Genomic DNA, 14,751 nt, shown 5'->3' with positions numbered 1-14,751 from the left:
GCCTTTCGCCGGTTAGCCCGGCTTCTTCATGGTGATTCGAATGGACCATTTGGACCCCAGCGGCCCTGCCAATGCAAGTCCGCTATTTCGCGTCCTTCGACCACCAGACTTCGGGGAAGCCGATGGAATATTCGGGCAGTTCAGCGGGATGGGCCATCCTGTCCCAATAGGCCAAGCGCGAGTTGTTGCTGTAGAACAGCGGCACGACATAGTGGTTGGCCAGCAACACGCGGTCCATCGCCTTGATCGCCGCAACCTGTTCATCGCGATCGGGTGCAAAGATGATCATCTTGATCAGGGCGTCAATCGCTGGGTTTGAGATACCGGCGTAGTTTCGCGATCCCTGCTGGGTGGCTGCCTGGGAACCCCAATAGTCCATCTGCTCGTTGCCGGGGTTCATGGTCTCGCCCCAGATGGACCAGATCATGTCGTAGTCAAAGCTGCGGACGCGGTTCGTATACTGGGACGCATCGACGGTGCGGAGCCGCGCATCGATGCCGATCTTCTTGAGATTGTTGGCAAAGGGCATGACCGAGCGCTCGAAGGACGAATTGGAGAGCAGGATCTCGAAGCTCATCGGCTGACCGGTCTTGCTATTGACCATCCGGTTGCCCTTCAACTCGTACCCCGCCTCCTTGAAAAGGCCGATTGCGGTCTTGAGGTTGTCGCGCAGCTTCTGCGGATCACCGGCAACAGGGTTGGTGTACGGCGTCGTGAAGACTTCCGGCGGCACCTGATCCTTCATGCCCTGCAGAATTTCGAGTTCACGCCCCTGCGGCAGGCCCGACGCGGCAAGCTCGGTACCCCAGAAGTAGCTGTCGATCCGCTTGAAGGCGTTGTAGGCGAGGTTCTTGTTCAGGTCCTCGAAGTCAAAGGCATAGTTGAGCGCTTCGCGAACACGTGGATCCTTGAACTGGTCGCGCCTGGTATTAGGCGTCAGCGCCTGCATGATGCCGACCGAACGGAGAGCGTTCGGGACCTCCTCGCGGATCACGCGGCCATCCTTGACGGCGGGAAAATCATAGGCGGTCGCCCAGCGGCTCGCCTGGTTTTCCTGGCGGTAGTCGACATTGCCTGCGCGGAAGGCCTCGAACTCGACGTCGCGGTCGCCGAAGAAGGTGTAGGTGATGTTGCGGAAGTTGTTCTGGCCGACATTGACGTTGAGGTCCTTGCCCCAATAGTCGTCGCGCAATTCATAGCGCACTGTGGAGCCGGCGGTGAAGGCGGCAATCTTGTAGGGGCCTGAGCCCATCGGCGGCTCAAGCGTCGTCTTGCCGATATCACGGGGCTTGCCGTCGGCACCCATGCCCTCCCACCAGTGCTTTGGCAGGATCGTCAGCTGGCCGAGGATGTTCGGGAGTTCCTTGTTGCCCTTCTCATCGAAGGTAAAGGTGACATCGCGGTCGCCGGTCTTCTCGGCTTTCGCGACATGCTTATAGTAGTTCGACAGAAGCGGATTGAGCTCCTTTGCCTTGTCGAGGCTGAAGATGACGTCTTCAGGCGTGACAGACTGGCCATCGGCCCACTTTGCTTCGGCCCGCAGCCTGAAGGTCGCGCTGGAGAAATCGGCAGGATAGGAAACCCCTTCCGCCAGTAGGCCGTAGCTGGCGAGCAGCTCGTCGTCGGCAGACTTGGTCAGGGTTTCGAATACCAGCGGCGAGCCATCCGCCAGCTCACCCTTCGAAAGCAGGGGATTGAAGGTATCGAAAGTCCCCGTCGTCGACAGATTGAGCGTGCCGCCTTTCGGCGCATCCGGATTGACGTAATCGAAGCGCTTGAAGCCCGGCTTGTATTTGAGTTCGCCGATGGACGATGTGCCGATCTGGAAGGTCTGCTCCTGGGCTTTGACGGGCAAGGCCAGTGCGCTCAGTGCCACGAGAGCAACAACCAGACTTTTCTTCGACCCCACAAATGCCATTCGCCAACCCCTATTGTTTCGGTTTCGGCGAGAATAAGGAAAATGGCGGCGAAAAACAGGAGAGAGTTTGGTTTTTGCCGTTCTCGCGAAATTTTGACTAGTCGTTCGGAGCCCCCGTATGTCCCTTTACGATCCCAAGACTACCGCGCTTATCTCAATCGATCTGCAGGCCTTTATCACCAGCCGGCCGGTTGCGCCTCATAGCGCTCAGCAGGTCATTGAAAACACGGCAGCGATTGCCAGGCAGCTGAAATCACAGGGCGGAACGGTCATTCTGGTGACCGTCGGTTTCTCTGCGGACTACGCTGACGCCGTCAACCATCCAGCCGACGAACCGGCGAGCTTCCCGAAGGGCGGATTGCCCGCCGCCGCGCTTGAGGCGCCGCCGGAGATCGCCGCGCTGACGGTCGATGCCCATGTCGTCAAGCGCCAGTGGAGCGCCTTCTACGGCACCGATCTCGACCTTCAGCTTCGCCGCCGCGGCATCAAGACGGTAATCCTCGCCGGGATCGCGACCAATTTCGGTGTCGAGTCGACCATTCGCGACGCCTACGCGCATAACTACGCGGTCATTGCCGCCGAAGACGCGATAACGAGCTTCACGGCGGAGATGCACGGATTTTCGTGCGAGAAGATCCTGCCGCGGCTGTCGCGGGTCAGAAAGACTGCCGATATCCTCGCCAATCTCTGAGCGGAGGCGAAAGCACCTAGGCGCGAGCACCATGAAAACATCGATTCACCCGAATTGCTTTTCACGGTAAATTCCACCGCAAATCACTGGCAATTTCGGGAATTCGCATGACGCTCCGCCTCGCTTCTTCCAAGATTTTCGGCAAACTCGCCTTGGCGGGTGCGCTGGGCGTCGGCCTCGTCTCGGCCGATGCGGGCGCGCAGCAGAAGCAGCCGAGCCCGGGAAGCGCCAAGGCGATCTTCGGCTCGGTATCGCTTCCGTCAGAGGGGCCCGCACAGCCGATCGGCTTCTATGCCAAGGGCTGCATGTCGGGCGCCGTGGCGCTTCCCGCCGACGGACCGACCTGGCAGGCGATGCGGCTTTCGCGCAATCGCCGCTGGGGCAATCCGGCAATGATCTCGCTGCTCGAGCGCTTCTCGCGCGACGCGCAGCAGCAGATCGGATGGCCGGGCATTCTCGTCGGCGATATCGCGCAGCCGCGCGGCGGACCGATGTTCAATGGTCACGCCTCGCATCAGGTCGGCCTCGACGCCGATATCTGGTTCACGCCGATGTCGTCCCAGCGGATGAATGCCGAGCAACGGGAAGCCCTGCCTTTCACGACCATGCTGCAGAAGGGCAAATTCCTGACCGTCGACCCGAAGATCTGGACGCAATCGCGGGCCGAACTTCTGATGCTTGCCGCAAGCTATCCGCAGGTTGAGCGCATCTTCGTCAATCCGGCGATCAAGAAGAAGATGTGCGACACCTGGACTGGCGACCGCACCAATCTAGGCAAGCTGCGTCCGGAATATGGTCACGATTCCCACTTCCACATCCGCATGAAGTGCCCGCCGGGCGCCACTGCCTGCAAGCCGCAGGCGCCCGTTGCTGCCGGTGACGGCTGTGACAAATCGCTGGCGTGGTGGTTCACCAAGGAACCCTGGGCGAAGCCCGCACCGCCGAAGCCGAATGCGCCGCCGCCGAAGCCGCCGCGCGAGGGCATGGTCTCCGATCTGCCAAAAGCCTGCGCTGCCATTTTGGCCGCCCCGTCCGTCTCCTCGGTTGCCGAAGCAACCTATGGCGGCGGCTCGGCAGCGAGCGCTCTGACGGCGGTACCGGCAACGGCTCCCGCCGTTTCCGACCAGGGCCTTCCCGCCATCGGCCCGGTTCCTGACGACAAGCCGATGCAATGATTACCGTGAGGCTTGTGTTTCAAATCGCCGGCTTGGTATAGAAGCGGCCAAATCGATTGAAACCCGGGATGGAGGTCCTTTCTCATGGCCGGCGGCAAGTGCCTTGCATTGATTGCTCATGACCAGAAGAAGGACGACATGGCGGAATTTGCCCGCCGCAATCGCGACCTTCTCGCCAAATGGAAGATCGTCGCGACTGGCACGACGGGCGGCCGGGTTCTCGACGCAGTCCCCGACCTCGATGTCACCCGTCTGAAAAGCGGCCCTCTCGGCGGCGACCAGCAGATCGGCGCGCTGATTTCGACGGGTGAAATCGGCGCCCTGATCTTCTTCGTCGACCCGCTGACCCCGATGCCGCATGATGTCGACGTCAAGGCGCTCATGCGGCTCGCGATCGTCTACGATATCCCGATGGCGCTCAACGAAGCGACCGCGGACAAACTCATCCCGACCCTGAAAGCTTGAACGGAAGAGGCCCAATCCATGCTTGATGCCAGCGATGCCCATATGCCCTTCCCGATCCTGATCGGCGATATTGGCGGCACGAATGCGCGCTTCTCCATTCTCGCCGACGCCACAACCGAGGCGGTGAATTTTCCGAATGTCCGGACGGCCGATTTCGAGACGATCGACGATGCCATCAAGGCAGGCGTTTTTGCCAATACGGCCCTACGCCCGCGTTCGGCCATCCTTGCCGTTGCAGGCCCGATCAACGGCGACGAGATCCCGCTGACGAACTGCGACTGGGTCGTGCGTCCCCATACGATGATTTCCGGCCTGGGCATCGAGGATGTTCTCGTCGTCAACGATTTTGAGGCGCAGGCACTGGCGATCTCTGCACTTGGCTCCAATGACCGCGAGCAGATCGGCCCCGCCTCGGGCGACTTGATGGCTTCGCGTGCCGTTCTCGGACCGGGCACCGGCCTTGGCGTCGGCGGTCTCGTTCATGCCCGCGGTAGCTGGATTCCGGTTCCTGGCGAAGGCGGCCACGTCGATCTCGGGCCGCGCTCCAAGCGTGACCTGGAGATTTTCCCCTATATCGAGACGATCGAGGGCCGCGTTTCTGCCGAACAGATCCTCTGCGGCCGCGGCATCATCCATCTCTACCGTGCGATCTGCACCGCCGATGGGCTGGACGTGAAGTACAGCGATCCGGCCGACGTCACGTCCCATGCGCTCGCGGGCACAGACAAGGTGGCCGAGGAGACGATCTCACTGTTTGCGACCTATCTTGGCCGGCTCGCCGGCGACATCGCCATGCTCTTCATGGCCAAGGGCGGCGTCTATCTCTCCGGTGGCATCTCGCAGAAGATCCTGCCGGCGCTGCGCAAACAGGAATTCCGCGCCGCTTTCGAGGACAAAGCGCCGCACTCACACTGGCTGCGCGCCATCCCGACCTATGTCGTGACGCATCCGCTGGCAGCCCTTGCCGGGCTTTCCTTCTACGCCCGCGCACCTGAAACCTTCGGCGTATCGACGGATGGGAGACGCTGGCGCGCCTAGGCCCTGTCTAGCCAAGCCGCCGCCAAATCTTTATAGAGCCCCGCGAGTGCGCGGTTTTGCGCGCATAGTATCCGACACGGGAAGCGCAATTTTTTGGAAAAGTCCGCAAACAAGAGCGTCAATAGCGATACAGTCACCGGCGTGCTGAAGCGCATCATCGCCGAGAACGGCCGTGACCACATCATGGGCTATGCATTCGCGATCGCCTGTCTTATCGTCGTTGCACTTTCTACAGCGTTTACCGCCTGGATCATGCGATCAATTATTGACGAAGCTTTCGCCAACAAGAGAGCAGACGTTCTCTGGAGCATCTGTGTTTCGGTTTTCATCGCCTTCGTCCTTAGGGGGATTGCAAGTTACGGACAGGCAGTTGCACTGTCAAAAATCGGCAACAATATTGTAGCCCGCTATCAACGTCGAATGTACTCACATCTGATGACGCTTTCGGTGGGTTTTTTTAGTGATACTCGCTCCGCACAAATTGCTGCCCGCATCAGCCAAAATATTAGTGGTATTCGCGACGTCATGAACCTGACGATCACCTCGACCGCACGAGATCTCCTGAGCTTTGTTTCACTTGTAGCTGTTATGGTGCATCAGGATCCAATTCTTAGCTTGATCATTTTTGTGATGGCTCCGCCTTTGCTAATCGGTCTTCGCTATCTTTCGAAAAGACTGCGCGATGTTACTAGAGAAGCCGTTCATCTCAACAGTCGTGCATTTGGTGCCATGCAGGAAACGATTCAAGGTATCGCGATTGTCAAAGCATTCACTATGGAGAACGAACTTCAGAAGAAGATCAAACAGATAATTAGCATCGCTGAACAACGCGCCAACAAGATCGCGCGCCTCTCCGAACGCAATGCGCCGATGACAGAAAGCTTTGCCGGTCTGGCGGTCGCAGGCGTCCTTGCCTATGCGGCTTACCGGTCGATCTATCACAACGTCCCGCCGGGTGCTTTCTTCTCCTTCGTCACCGCACTGCTGCTCGCTTACGACCCGCTGCGCCGCCTGGCCAAGCTGCAGGTGCAGATGGAGCGTGCGGCCGTCAACGCGCGCATGATCTACGAACTGCTCGACATGGAACCGCGCCAGCGCGATCTGCCGGATGCCAAGCCGCTGAAGGCAACGGAGGCACGGATCGAGTTCCGGAATGTATCCTTCGCCTATGGCAAGGAACCCGTCCTCAATGGTGTCAGCTTCGTCGCCGAAGGCGGGAAGACGACAGCGCTTGTCGGCCCGTCGGGTGCTGGCAAGTCGACGATCATCAATCTCATTCCGCGCTTTTACGACCCCACGAGCGGCGAGATCATCATCGACGGGCAGGACGTGGCGCATGTGACGAAGCAGTCGCTGCGCGAGCAGCTCGCCTATGTCTCGCAGCAGCCCTATCTGTTCGAAGGCTCGATCCGCGACAATATCCGCTATGGTCGTCCAGATGCGACGGATGCGGAGATCGAGGAAGCGGCCCGTCTCGCCTATGCGCATGATTTCATCATGGCACAGCCCGACGGTTACGATACTGCCGTCGGCGAGAATGGCGTGACGCTCTCGGGCGGCCAGCGTCAGCGCCTGTCTATCGCCCGCGCACTCGTGCGCAACGCGCCGATCCTACTGCTCGATGAGGCGACCTCGGCGCTCGATACGGAATCCGAAGCTGCCGTCCAGAAGGCACTCGACGAGGCGATGACGGGCCGCACCGTCGTCGTCATCGCGCACCGCCTCTCCACCGTCGTTCGCGCCGACAAGATCGTCGTGATGCAGCAGGGTCGGGTCGTCGAGGAAGGCAATCACGAGACGCTTGCGAAGCTCGAGGACGGACTTTACGCTCGCCTGAACAATCTCCAGAGGCCGGCGGCCTCGAATACGATCTGATACGGGAATACTGAAGACATGAGCGACGCTGCTATGAAACTGGTTGTGGTTGGGGCAGCAGGGCGCATGGGCCAGACGCTGATCCGGCTGATCGATTCCATCGATGGCGTGACGCTGCATGCGGCGATCGAACGCGCGGGCTCGCCCTTCGTCGGACGCGATGCGGGCGAGCTTGCCGGGCTCGGGCCGAATGGCGTGATCATCGGCGACGATCCGCTCGCCGCCTTCCTGCATGCCGAAGGTGTCCTCGACTTTACCTCGCCGACGGCAAGCGTAGAATTTGCCGGACTGGCAGCACAAGCGCGTATCGTCCATGTGGTCGGCACGACGGGATGCTCGGATGCCGACGATGCCAAGATCCAGGCGGCGGGGCGCCATGCGCGGATCGTCAAGTCGGGCAATATGAGCCTCGGCGTCAATCTTCTCAGCGTCTTCATCGAGCAGGCTGCCCGGGCGCTCTCGCCCGAGGACTGGGATATCGAAGTTCTCGAAATGCATCACAAGCGCAAGGTCGATGCGCCCTCGGGTACGGCGTTGTTGCTCGGCGAGGCCGCTGCCAAGGGTCGCGATGTCGATCTGAAGACGCAATCGGTCCGGGTCCGCGATGGCCATACCGGTGCGCGCGAAGCCGGTACGATCGGCTTTGCGACGCTTCGCGGCGGCTCGGTGATCGGCGAGCATTCGGTGCTCTTTGCCGGCGAAGGCGAGATCGTTTCGATGTCGCATAGCGCCGCTGATCGCTCGATCTTCGGCCGCGGCGCCATTAAGGCAGCGCTCTGGGCGCGCGACAAGAAGCCAGGTTTCTATTCCATGCTCGATGTCCTCGGGCTCTCTTCACAATAATCCCCACGGAGGCAGACTTTTATGAGCGGCACACTCGTTCTCGTTCGGCATGGCCAGAGCGACTGGAACCTGAAGAACCTCTTCACCGGCTGGAAGGACCCTGATCTGACCGAACTCGGCATCCAGGAAGCGACGGCCGGCGGCCAGGCGCTTGCCGATTATGGCATCAAGTTCGATGTCGCCTACACCTCGGCGCTGACCCGCGCGCAGCACACGCTGAAGCTCATCCTCGACAAGGTCGGCCAGCAGGGCCTGCAGACGATCAAGGATCAGGCGCTGAACGAGCGCGACTACGGCGATCTCTCCGGTCTCAACAAGGATGACGCCCGCGCCAAGTGGGGCGAAGAGCAGGTCCATATCTGGCGCCGCTCCTACGACGTCCCGCCTCCGGGCGGCGAAAGCCTGCGTGATACCGGCGCCCGCGTCTGGCCCTACTACCTGACGGAAATCCTGCCGCGCGTTCTGCGTGGCGAGAAGGTTCTCGTCGCGGCTCACGGCAACTCGCTGCGTTCGCTGGTCATGGTGCTCGACCGCCTGACCCGCGAGCAGGTTCTCGACCTCAACCTCGCGACCGGCGTTCCGATGGTCTACAAGCTGAAGGCCGATTCCACCGTCGCTTCCAAGGAAGTGCTCGGCGACATGTCCGCCGCTCACTGAGCCGGATTCGCATCAATCAGAAAGCCGGACCAAGTGCCCGGCTTTTTTCAGTTCTCGATGGTGAATTGCACCCGGTCTGCGGCGAAGCGGGTGATGGAATATTGCACGGGAACGCCGTCGAGATCGGTGTTCATCGCCTTGGTGATCAGCAGGATCGCACCGGGCGTCAGCTCCAGATCGGCGATGTCTCCGGCATCGGCATGCGCGGCGGTGATCTCGGTCGTTGCGCGGACATAGTCCTGCAAGCCGAGCAGTGCGAAGGCCTTGGTAATCGATTCCGTCTTGCGGTAGGTTTCGGCGATATCGCCAAAGCGTGCAGCCGGAAACCAGCTCGTTGCCCGTGAGACCGGGCGCTTGTCAGCCTCCCGCGTCGTTTCCAGCCTGATGACCGCATCGCCGGCGCGCATCTTCAGCCAGCGGGCGACCTCCGCGTCTGCAGGTTCCGTGGCAGCCGCCAGCAGGAAGCCGCGTGTTTCCCTGGCCTGGCCACTGATGCCTGTGGTGAAGCGCGTGCGCCTACTGATTGGGAAGTTCAACCGCTCCCGGCGCTCGATCAGCGTACCGCGGCCCTGCACGGCGCGGACGATGCCTTCCTGAGCCAGCGCCGCAAGGGCGCTTCGAACCGTATGCCGGTTGACGCCGAACTGTTCGGCGAGCGCCGTTTCCGGCGGCACCATGCCCGTTTCATCATAAGCGCCGCGGGTAATTGCCTCGCGGATGCGATCCGCTATCTGGCGCCATAGCGCCACCCCCGTCTGCCTCTGTACCTGCTTCAGCCCAGCCATTTCACCCCTGCCATGTCACACGCTTGTCATGTCCCCGATTTAAGCGTAGCTATATCTTGTATGGTTGTCTATATCAATAGACATTTCGAAGGATGTGGCGATGAAACCAGCAGAGAAAATCGAGGCAGCCGACGGCAGGAAGAGGGTGGCCGATCTTCTCGCCCGCTCCGAGCTTGCCGAACTGAATGACGCCTGGGAGGCGCTTGCAAACAAGCCCGAGGTTCAGGCCGTGCGTGGCCCGGAAACCGGACTGGTAATGGTCCGCGGCCGCATCGGCGGTGGCGGCTCGGCCTTCAATCTCGGCGAAGTGACGGTCACCCGCGCCACGATCCGGCTCGCCAGCGGCACGGTCGGCCATGGTCAGTCGCTGGGCACCGATCGCAAGAAGGCGCGGCTTTGCGCGATCTTCGACGCTCTCTGGCAGGACGAGGCAACCAAGGCGTTCGTCGAGGACAGACTGCTTCAGCCGATCGCCCAGCGCATCGCCACCGCGACGCAGCAGAAGGCCGACGAGACGGCCGCAACACGCGTCGACTTCTTCACCATGGTTCGCGGAGACGATTGATGGAACTCAGGAACGATACTTTGACCGGTGGCTTTGCCGAGCCGGTCTTCCAGGCCCAGAGCGTCTTCAAGGCGATGATGGATGCCATGGCCCGCCCAGGCTCGATCCAGACGCTGTCGCCCGATGCTGCCCCGCCTGCGCCGATGGGTGCCGCGGCCGGCGCCATCGCGCTGACGCTCTGCGATCATGACACGCCGGTCTGGCTTTCGCCTGCGCTGAACAAATCTGCCGTACCGGGCTGGCTGAGCTTCCACACGGGCGCGACCGTCACCACCGAAAAGGCCGAGGCGCGCTTCGCCTTCGTCGACAGCGGCATGGCGCTCTCCACTTTTGGCCTCTTCGCCCCGGGCACGCAGGAATATCCCGACCGTTCGACGACGGTTGTCATCGAGATTGCTGCGCTCGACGGCGGCAAGGCGCTGGCGCTGATGGGACCGGGTATCAAGACCGTGACGGAAATCGCACCGGTGGGACTGCCGGAGACCTTCATCCGCCTCTGGAACGAGAACCGCGCCTTGTTCCCGCGCGGTGTCGACATCGTGCTGGCCGCAGGCAGCAGTTTCCTCTGCCTGCCGCGCACCACCAAGATCACTGCAACGGAGATGTGAACCATGTATGTTGCTGTCAAAGGTGGCGAGGCCGCCATCGCCAATGCTCATCGCCTGCTCGCCGACCGCCGCCGCGGTGACCGCTCGCTTCCGGCAATCGGCATCGAGCAGATCGTCGCGCAGCTGGCGCTTGCCGTCGACCGCGTCATGGCGGAGGCATCGCTCTACGACCGGACCCTTGCCGCGCTTGCCGTACGCCAGTCGCGCGGCGACATGATCGAGGCGATCTTCCTGCTGCGTGCCTACCGCACGACGCTGCCGCGCTTCGGTTACTCTAAGCCGCTCGATACGAGCCGCATGACGATCGAGCGCCGTATCTCGGCGACCTACAAGGACCTTCCGGGCGGCCAGCTGCTCGGCCCGACCTTTGACTATACGCATCGTCTGCTCGACCCGTCGCTGCTGACGGACGAAGAGGTTGAAGAGCCAGCTCAGCGTCAGGCCGAAACCGGCCGCGTCATCCGCGTCTCCGAAATCCTCGGCCAGGAAGGCCTGATCGAAGACGATGGTTCGATGCCCGAAGATCACGAGATCGGCGACCTGACGCGCGAGCCGATGGAATTCCCGATGAGCCGGGATCTGCGCCTGCAGGCGCTCGCCCGAGGCGACGAAGGCTTCCTTCTGGCGCTCGGCTACTCGACGCAGCGCGGCTACGGCCGCAACCACCCCTTCACCGGCGAAATCCGCATCGGCGAAGTCGAGGTGGAATTCGACGTGCCTGAACTCGGCTTTGCCGTTTCTCTCGGCACGATCCAGGTCACCGAATGCCAGATGGTCAACCAGTTCAAGGGATCGGCCAAGGCTCCGCCGCAGTTTACCCGCGGCTACGGCCTGGTTTTCGGCCAGAGCGAGCGCAAGGCAATGTCGATGTCGCTCGTCGACCGCGCGCTGCGCGCCGGCGAACTCGGCGAGGATGTGACGGCACCGGCGCAGGACGAGGAATTCGTCATCTCGCATGCCGACAATGTCCAGTCGACCGGCTTCGTCGAGCATCTGAAACTGCCGCATTACGTCGACTTCCAGGCCGAACTCGATCTCGTGCGCCGCATGCGCCGCGACTTCGAGGCAAGCCGCAACAATAGCGAAGCAATGAAGGAAGCAGCAGAATGACCGATCTTGCCAGCTACAATTTCGCCTATCTCGATGAGCAGACGAAGCGGATGATCCGCCGGGCGATCCTGAAAGCGATCGCCATTCCCGGCTATCAGGTGCCCTTCGCCAGCCGCGAAATGCCGATGCCTTACGGCTGGGGCACCGGCGGCGTTCAGGTGACGGCCTCGATCATCGGTCCCGATGACGTGCTGAAGGTCATCGACCAGGGTGCCGACGACACGACCAATGCCGTCTCGATCCGCGCCTTCTTCCAGAAGGTCGCCAATGTCGCGGTGACCACGCATACCAAGGACGCGACGATCATCCAGACGCGTCACCGCATTCCCGAGGAAAAGCTCGGCATCAACCAGGTGCTGGTCTACCAGGTGCCGATCCCGGAGCCGCTGCGCTTCCTCGAACCGCGCGAGACCGAGACCCGCAAGATGCATGCGCTTGAGGAATACGGCCTCATGCATGTGAAGCTCTACGAGGACATCGCCCATAACGGCCGAATCTCCAAGACCTATGCCTATCCGGTGAAGGTTGCGGGCCGTTATGTGATGGACCCGTCGCCGACCCCGAAGTTCGACAATCCGAAAATGCACATGTCGGATGCCCTGCAGCTCTTCGGCGCCGGGCGCGAAAAGCGCATCTATGCGGTGCCGCCCTATACGGAAGTCGTCAGCCTCGACTTCGAGGACTATCCCTTCGAGATCCAGCGCTTCGGCAAGCCCTGCGCGCTCTGCGGCGCCGAAGAAGTCTACCTCGACGAAGTCATCCTCGACGACAAGGGCGGGCGCATGTTCGTCTGCTCCGACACCGACCATTGCGAAGACCGCCGCGAGCACGGCCATGCCGGCGAAATGCTTGCGCCCAAGGAGGCTGCGGAATGACCGAAACACCGCTTCTCAAAGTCAACGACGTCTCGAAATTCTACGGCAACCGTATCGGCTGCCGGAATGTCTCCTTCGAGCTCTGGCCGGGTGAAGTCCTGGCGATCGTCGGCGAGTCCGGCTCCGGCAAGACGACGCTGCTCAACTGCATTTCGACGCGCCTGATGCCGACCACCGGCAGTGTCGAGTATCACATGCGCGACGGCAGCTACCGCGACCTCTATCGCATGAACGAGGCGGAGCGCCGCTTCCTGATGCGCACCGACTGGGGCTTCGTGCACCAGAACCCGGCCGATGGCCTGCGCATGACGGTTTCGGCCGGCGCCAATGTCGGCGAGCGGCTGATGGCGATCGGTGACCGGCATTATGGCAAGATCCGCTCGACGGCCATCGACTGGCTGGAGCGCGTCGAAATCAATGCCGAACGCATCGACGACCAGCCCCGCGCCTTTTCCGGCGGCATGCGCCAGCGCCTGCAGATCGCCCGCAACCTGGTGACCGGCCCCCGCCTCGTCTTCATGGACGAGCCGACCGGCGGTCTCGACGTCTCGGTTCAGGCCCGCCTGCTCGATCTCGTCCGCGGCCTCGTCAACGATCTTGGCCTCGCGGCGATCATCGTGACCCACGATCTCGCGGTCGCGCGCCTGCTCTCGCACCGGATGATGGTGATGAAGGACGGCAATGTCATCGAACACGGTTTGACCGACCGCGTGCTCGACGATCCGCGCGAGCCTTATACCCAGCTTCTCGTTTCCTCCATCCTGCAGGTGTGACCATGGCAACGCCACTCGTCGTTTCGGAAGTCGCAAAAAGCTTCACCATGCATCTGCGCGACGGCATCAAGCTGCCGGTCGTTTCGGATGTCACCTTCTCCGTTGCAGCCGGCGAATGCGTCGTGCTCGGAGGCCCCTCGGGCATCGGCAAGAGCTCGCTCCTGAAGATGATCTACGGCAACTATGCCGTCGATACCGGCCAGATCCTGGTCAACCACCAGGGCCGCGTCGTCGATCTCGCCTCGGCCGATCCGCGCACGATCATCGATGTGCGCAAGCGCTCGCTCGGCTATGTCAGCCAGTTCCTGCGCACGGTACCGCGCGTTGCGGCGATCGATGTCGTTGCCGAGCCCCTCGTCGCACGCGGCGTGCCGGTCAGCGAAGCCCGCGAGAAGGCGGCCGAGCTTCTCACCAAGCTCAACCTGCCCGAAGCCCTCTGGCAGCTGCCGCCCGCAACCTTTTCCGGTGGCGAGCAGCAGCGTGTCAACATCGCCCGCGGCTTCATCACCGATCACACGATCCTGCTGCTCGACGAGCCAACGGCGTCGCTCGATGCCACCAACCGCGCTGTCGTGGTCGGCATGATCGCCGAGAAGACGAAGGCTGGCGTCGCCCTGCTCGGCATCTTCCATGACGAAGAAGTGCGCGAGGCCGCTGCCGACCGCATTCTCGACGTCCAGAAGTTCTCTCCCAGAAAGGCCATAGCGGCATGACCCGGAAAATCGGCGAAAAGCCCTACATCCACGAGACGGCATCGGTCAGCGACGCCACGCTCGGCCGCTATACCGAAATCTCGGAGCGCTGCCGGATCAGCGAAGTCGAGTTCGGCGACTATTCCTACATCATGCAGGATGGCTCGATCTGGTGCGCGACGATCGGCAAGTTCGTCAACATTGCCGCCGCGGTGCGCATCAACGCCACCAACCATCCGACCTGGCGGGCGACGCTGCACCACTTCACATACCGCGCCACCGACTACTGGCCGGATGCCGACATGGAGACGGAATTCTTTGAATGGCGCCGCTCCAATCGCGTCACCATCGGTCACGATGTCTGGATCGGGCATGGCGCCACGATCCTGCCCGGCGTCACCGTCGGCAACGGTGCGGTGATCGGTGCCGGCGCCGTCGTCTCCAAGGATGTTGCCCCCTACACGATTGTCGGCGGCGTGCCCGCGAAGCTCATTCGCGAGCGTTTTGCGAAGGGTGTCGGCGAGCGGATGGACAAGCTTGCCTGGTGGGATTGGGAGCATTCGAAACTGCGTTCGGCACTCGACGATTTCCGCGCGCTTTCGGCCGAAGATTTCCTTAGCCGGCATGGTGCATGAAGCACCATCGCCAGCGTCCTTTATGACAGTCATTACACAAAACTGA

Annotated in this window: 16 protein-coding genes; 14 read left to right on the top strand and 2 right to left on the bottom strand. The window is 61.8% G+C overall.

The features are described 5' to 3' along the window. Window positions 1-82: 82 nt before the first annotated feature. Window positions 83-1,918 (bottom strand): extracellular solute-binding protein, encoded by a 1,836-nt coding sequence (locus ACODR6_RS13405; protein WP_489022635.1) that lies wholly within the window; start codon window positions 1,916-1,918, stop codon window positions 83-85. A 118-nt stretch (window positions 1,919-2,036) separates the two neighbouring features. Here ACODR6_RS13405 and ACODR6_RS13400 point away from each other — a divergent pair, with 118 nt between their 5' ends. The 7 genes from ACODR6_RS13400 to ACODR6_RS13370 all read left to right on the top strand — a co-directional run bounded on the left by ACODR6_RS13400 (window position 2,037) and on the right by ACODR6_RS13370 (window position 8,662). Next, on the top strand, window positions 2,037-2,609 hold the full coding sequence (locus ACODR6_RS13400) for a hydrolase (protein ID WP_489022634.1): 573 nt from the start codon (window positions 2,037-2,039) through the stop codon (window positions 2,607-2,609). Between the two features lie 107 nt (window positions 2,610-2,716). After that, the gene (gene mepA, locus ACODR6_RS13395) at window positions 2,717-3,784 is read left to right on the top strand and encodes a penicillin-insensitive murein endopeptidase (protein WP_489022633.1); all 1,068 of its coding nucleotides are present in this window, start codon (window positions 2,717-2,719) and stop codon (window positions 3,782-3,784) included. A gap of 84 nt (window positions 3,785-3,868) precedes the next feature. Continuing rightward, window positions 3,869-4,249 (top strand): methylglyoxal synthase, encoded by a 381-nt coding sequence (locus ACODR6_RS13390; RefSeq protein ID WP_112385066.1) that lies wholly within the window; start codon window positions 3,869-3,871, stop codon window positions 4,247-4,249. Between the two features lie 18 nt (window positions 4,250-4,267). Further along, window positions 4,268-5,287: a glucokinase gene (locus ACODR6_RS13385; RefSeq protein ID WP_489022632.1), complete on the top strand. Its 1,020-nt coding sequence runs from the start codon at window positions 4,268-4,270 to the stop codon at window positions 5,285-5,287. Between the two features lie 93 nt (window positions 5,288-5,380). Beyond that, window positions 5,381-7,162, top strand: coding sequence for an ABC transporter ATP-binding protein (locus tag ACODR6_RS13380; protein ID WP_489022631.1), 1,782 nt, complete (start codon window positions 5,381-5,383; stop codon window positions 7,160-7,162). Between the two features lie 18 nt (window positions 7,163-7,180). Further along, complete coding sequence (gene dapB, locus ACODR6_RS13375; protein ID WP_203429814.1) at window positions 7,181-8,005, top strand: 4-hydroxy-tetrahydrodipicolinate reductase; 825 nt, start codon at window positions 7,181-7,183, stop codon at window positions 8,003-8,005. A gap of 21 nt (window positions 8,006-8,026) precedes the next feature. After that, window positions 8,027-8,662 (top strand): 2,3-bisphosphoglycerate-dependent phosphoglycerate mutase, encoded by a 636-nt coding sequence (locus ACODR6_RS13370; RefSeq protein ID WP_130279356.1) that lies wholly within the window; start codon window positions 8,027-8,029, stop codon window positions 8,660-8,662. A gap of 47 nt (window positions 8,663-8,709) precedes the next feature. Here ACODR6_RS13370 and phnF read toward each other — a convergent pair whose 3' ends face one another. Then, window positions 8,710-9,447: a phosphonate metabolism transcriptional regulator PhnF gene (gene phnF / locus ACODR6_RS13365; RefSeq protein ID WP_489022630.1), complete on the bottom strand. Its 738-nt coding sequence runs from the start codon at window positions 9,445-9,447 to the stop codon at window positions 8,710-8,712. A gap of 100 nt (window positions 9,448-9,547) precedes the next feature. Here phnF and phnG point away from each other — a divergent pair, with 100 nt between their 5' ends. From phnG to ACODR6_RS13330, 7 genes are read left to right on the top strand one after another with little or no spacing between them, the layout of a single operon-like run. Beyond that, window positions 9,548-10,012 (top strand): phosphonate C-P lyase system protein PhnG, encoded by a 465-nt coding sequence (gene phnG / locus ACODR6_RS13360; protein ID WP_489022629.1) that lies wholly within the window; start codon window positions 9,548-9,550, stop codon window positions 10,010-10,012. Next, window positions 10,012-10,620 carry a phosphonate C-P lyase system protein PhnH gene (gene phnH, locus ACODR6_RS13355; protein ID WP_203429817.1) on the top strand — a complete coding sequence of 203 codons (609 nt, stop codon included), beginning with the start codon at window positions 10,012-10,014 and terminating at the stop codon, window positions 10,618-10,620. Before phnG ends, phnH begins: the two co-directional genes overlap by 1 nt. A 3-nt stretch (window positions 10,621-10,623) precedes the next feature. After that, entirely contained in the window at window positions 10,624-11,730 is a 1,107-nt protein-coding gene (locus tag ACODR6_RS13350) for a carbon-phosphorus lyase complex subunit (protein ID WP_489022628.1), read from the top strand. Next, on the top strand, window positions 11,727-12,605 hold the full coding sequence (locus ACODR6_RS13345) for an alpha-D-ribose 1-methylphosphonate 5-phosphate C-P-lyase PhnJ (RefSeq protein ID WP_489022627.1): 879 nt from the start codon (window positions 11,727-11,729) through the stop codon (window positions 12,603-12,605). The genes ACODR6_RS13350 and ACODR6_RS13345 overlap by 4 nt, the downstream gene beginning before the upstream one ends. Continuing rightward, the gene (phnK, locus tag ACODR6_RS13340; protein ID WP_199629840.1) at window positions 12,602-13,378 is read left to right on the top strand and encodes a phosphonate C-P lyase system protein PhnK; all 777 of its coding nucleotides are present in this window, start codon (window positions 12,602-12,604) and stop codon (window positions 13,376-13,378) included. Before ACODR6_RS13345 ends, phnK begins: the two co-directional genes overlap by 4 nt. A 2-nt stretch (window positions 13,379-13,380) precedes the next feature. Next, window positions 13,381-14,091, top strand: coding sequence for a phosphonate C-P lyase system protein PhnL (gene phnL, locus ACODR6_RS13335; protein ID WP_489022626.1), 711 nt, complete (start codon window positions 13,381-13,383; stop codon window positions 14,089-14,091). After that, the gene (locus ACODR6_RS13330; RefSeq protein ID WP_489022625.1) at window positions 14,088-14,705 is read left to right on the top strand and encodes a DapH/DapD/GlmU-related protein; all 618 of its coding nucleotides are present in this window, start codon (window positions 14,088-14,090) and stop codon (window positions 14,703-14,705) included. The genes phnL and ACODR6_RS13330 overlap by 4 nt, the downstream gene beginning before the upstream one ends. Window positions 14,706-14,751: the final 46 nt, after the last annotated feature.

It is taken from the genome of Rhizobium sp. FG96, assembly GCF_057808655.1.
This window is presented reverse-complemented; position numbering and strand designations above follow the sequence as displayed.

Excerpts from the sequence above, each read along its gene's own strand:
- phnK (WP_199629840.1), top strand. The coding sequence starts at position 12,602 with ATGACCGAAACACCGCTTCTCAAAGTCAACGACGTCTCGAAATTCTAC.
- ACODR6_RS13330 (WP_489022625.1), top strand. The coding sequence starts at position 14,088 with ATGACCCGGAAAATCGGCGAAAAGCCCTACATCCACGAGACGGCATCG.
- phnL (WP_489022626.1), top strand. The coding sequence starts at position 13,381 with ATGGCAACGCCACTCGTCGTTTCGGAAGTCGCAAAAAGCTTCACCATG.
- ACODR6_RS13385 (WP_489022632.1), top strand. The coding sequence starts at position 4,268 with ATGCTTGATGCCAGCGATGCCCATATGCCCTTCCCGATCCTGATCGGC.
- ACODR6_RS13370 (WP_130279356.1), top strand. The coding sequence starts at position 8,027 with ATGAGCGGCACACTCGTTCTCGTTCGGCATGGCCAGAGCGACTGGAAC.
- ACODR6_RS13390 (WP_112385066.1), top strand. The coding sequence starts at position 3,869 with ATGGCCGGCGGCAAGTGCCTTGCATTGATTGCTCATGACCAGAAGAAG.
- ACODR6_RS13345 (WP_489022627.1), top strand. The coding sequence starts at position 11,727 with ATGACCGATCTTGCCAGCTACAATTTCGCCTATCTCGATGAGCAGACG.
- phnH (WP_203429817.1), top strand. The coding sequence starts at position 10,012 with ATGGAACTCAGGAACGATACTTTGACCGGTGGCTTTGCCGAGCCGGTC.
- phnG (WP_489022629.1), top strand. The coding sequence starts at position 9,548 with ATGAAACCAGCAGAGAAAATCGAGGCAGCCGACGGCAGGAAGAGGGTG.
- mepA (WP_489022633.1), top strand. The coding sequence starts at position 2,717 with ATGACGCTCCGCCTCGCTTCTTCCAAGATTTTCGGCAAACTCGCCTTG.
- phnF (WP_489022630.1), bottom strand. The coding sequence starts at position 9,447 with ATGGCTGGGCTGAAGCAGGTACAGAGGCAGACGGGGGTGGCGCTATGG.
- ACODR6_RS13350 (WP_489022628.1), top strand. The coding sequence starts at position 10,624 with ATGTATGTTGCTGTCAAAGGTGGCGAGGCCGCCATCGCCAATGCTCAT.
- ACODR6_RS13400 (WP_489022634.1), top strand. The coding sequence starts at position 2,037 with ATGTCCCTTTACGATCCCAAGACTACCGCGCTTATCTCAATCGATCTG.
- dapB (WP_203429814.1), top strand. The coding sequence starts at position 7,181 with ATGAGCGACGCTGCTATGAAACTGGTTGTGGTTGGGGCAGCAGGGCGC.
- ACODR6_RS13405 (WP_489022635.1), bottom strand. The coding sequence starts at position 1,918 with ATGGCATTTGTGGGGTCGAAGAAAAGTCTGGTTGTTGCTCTCGTGGCA.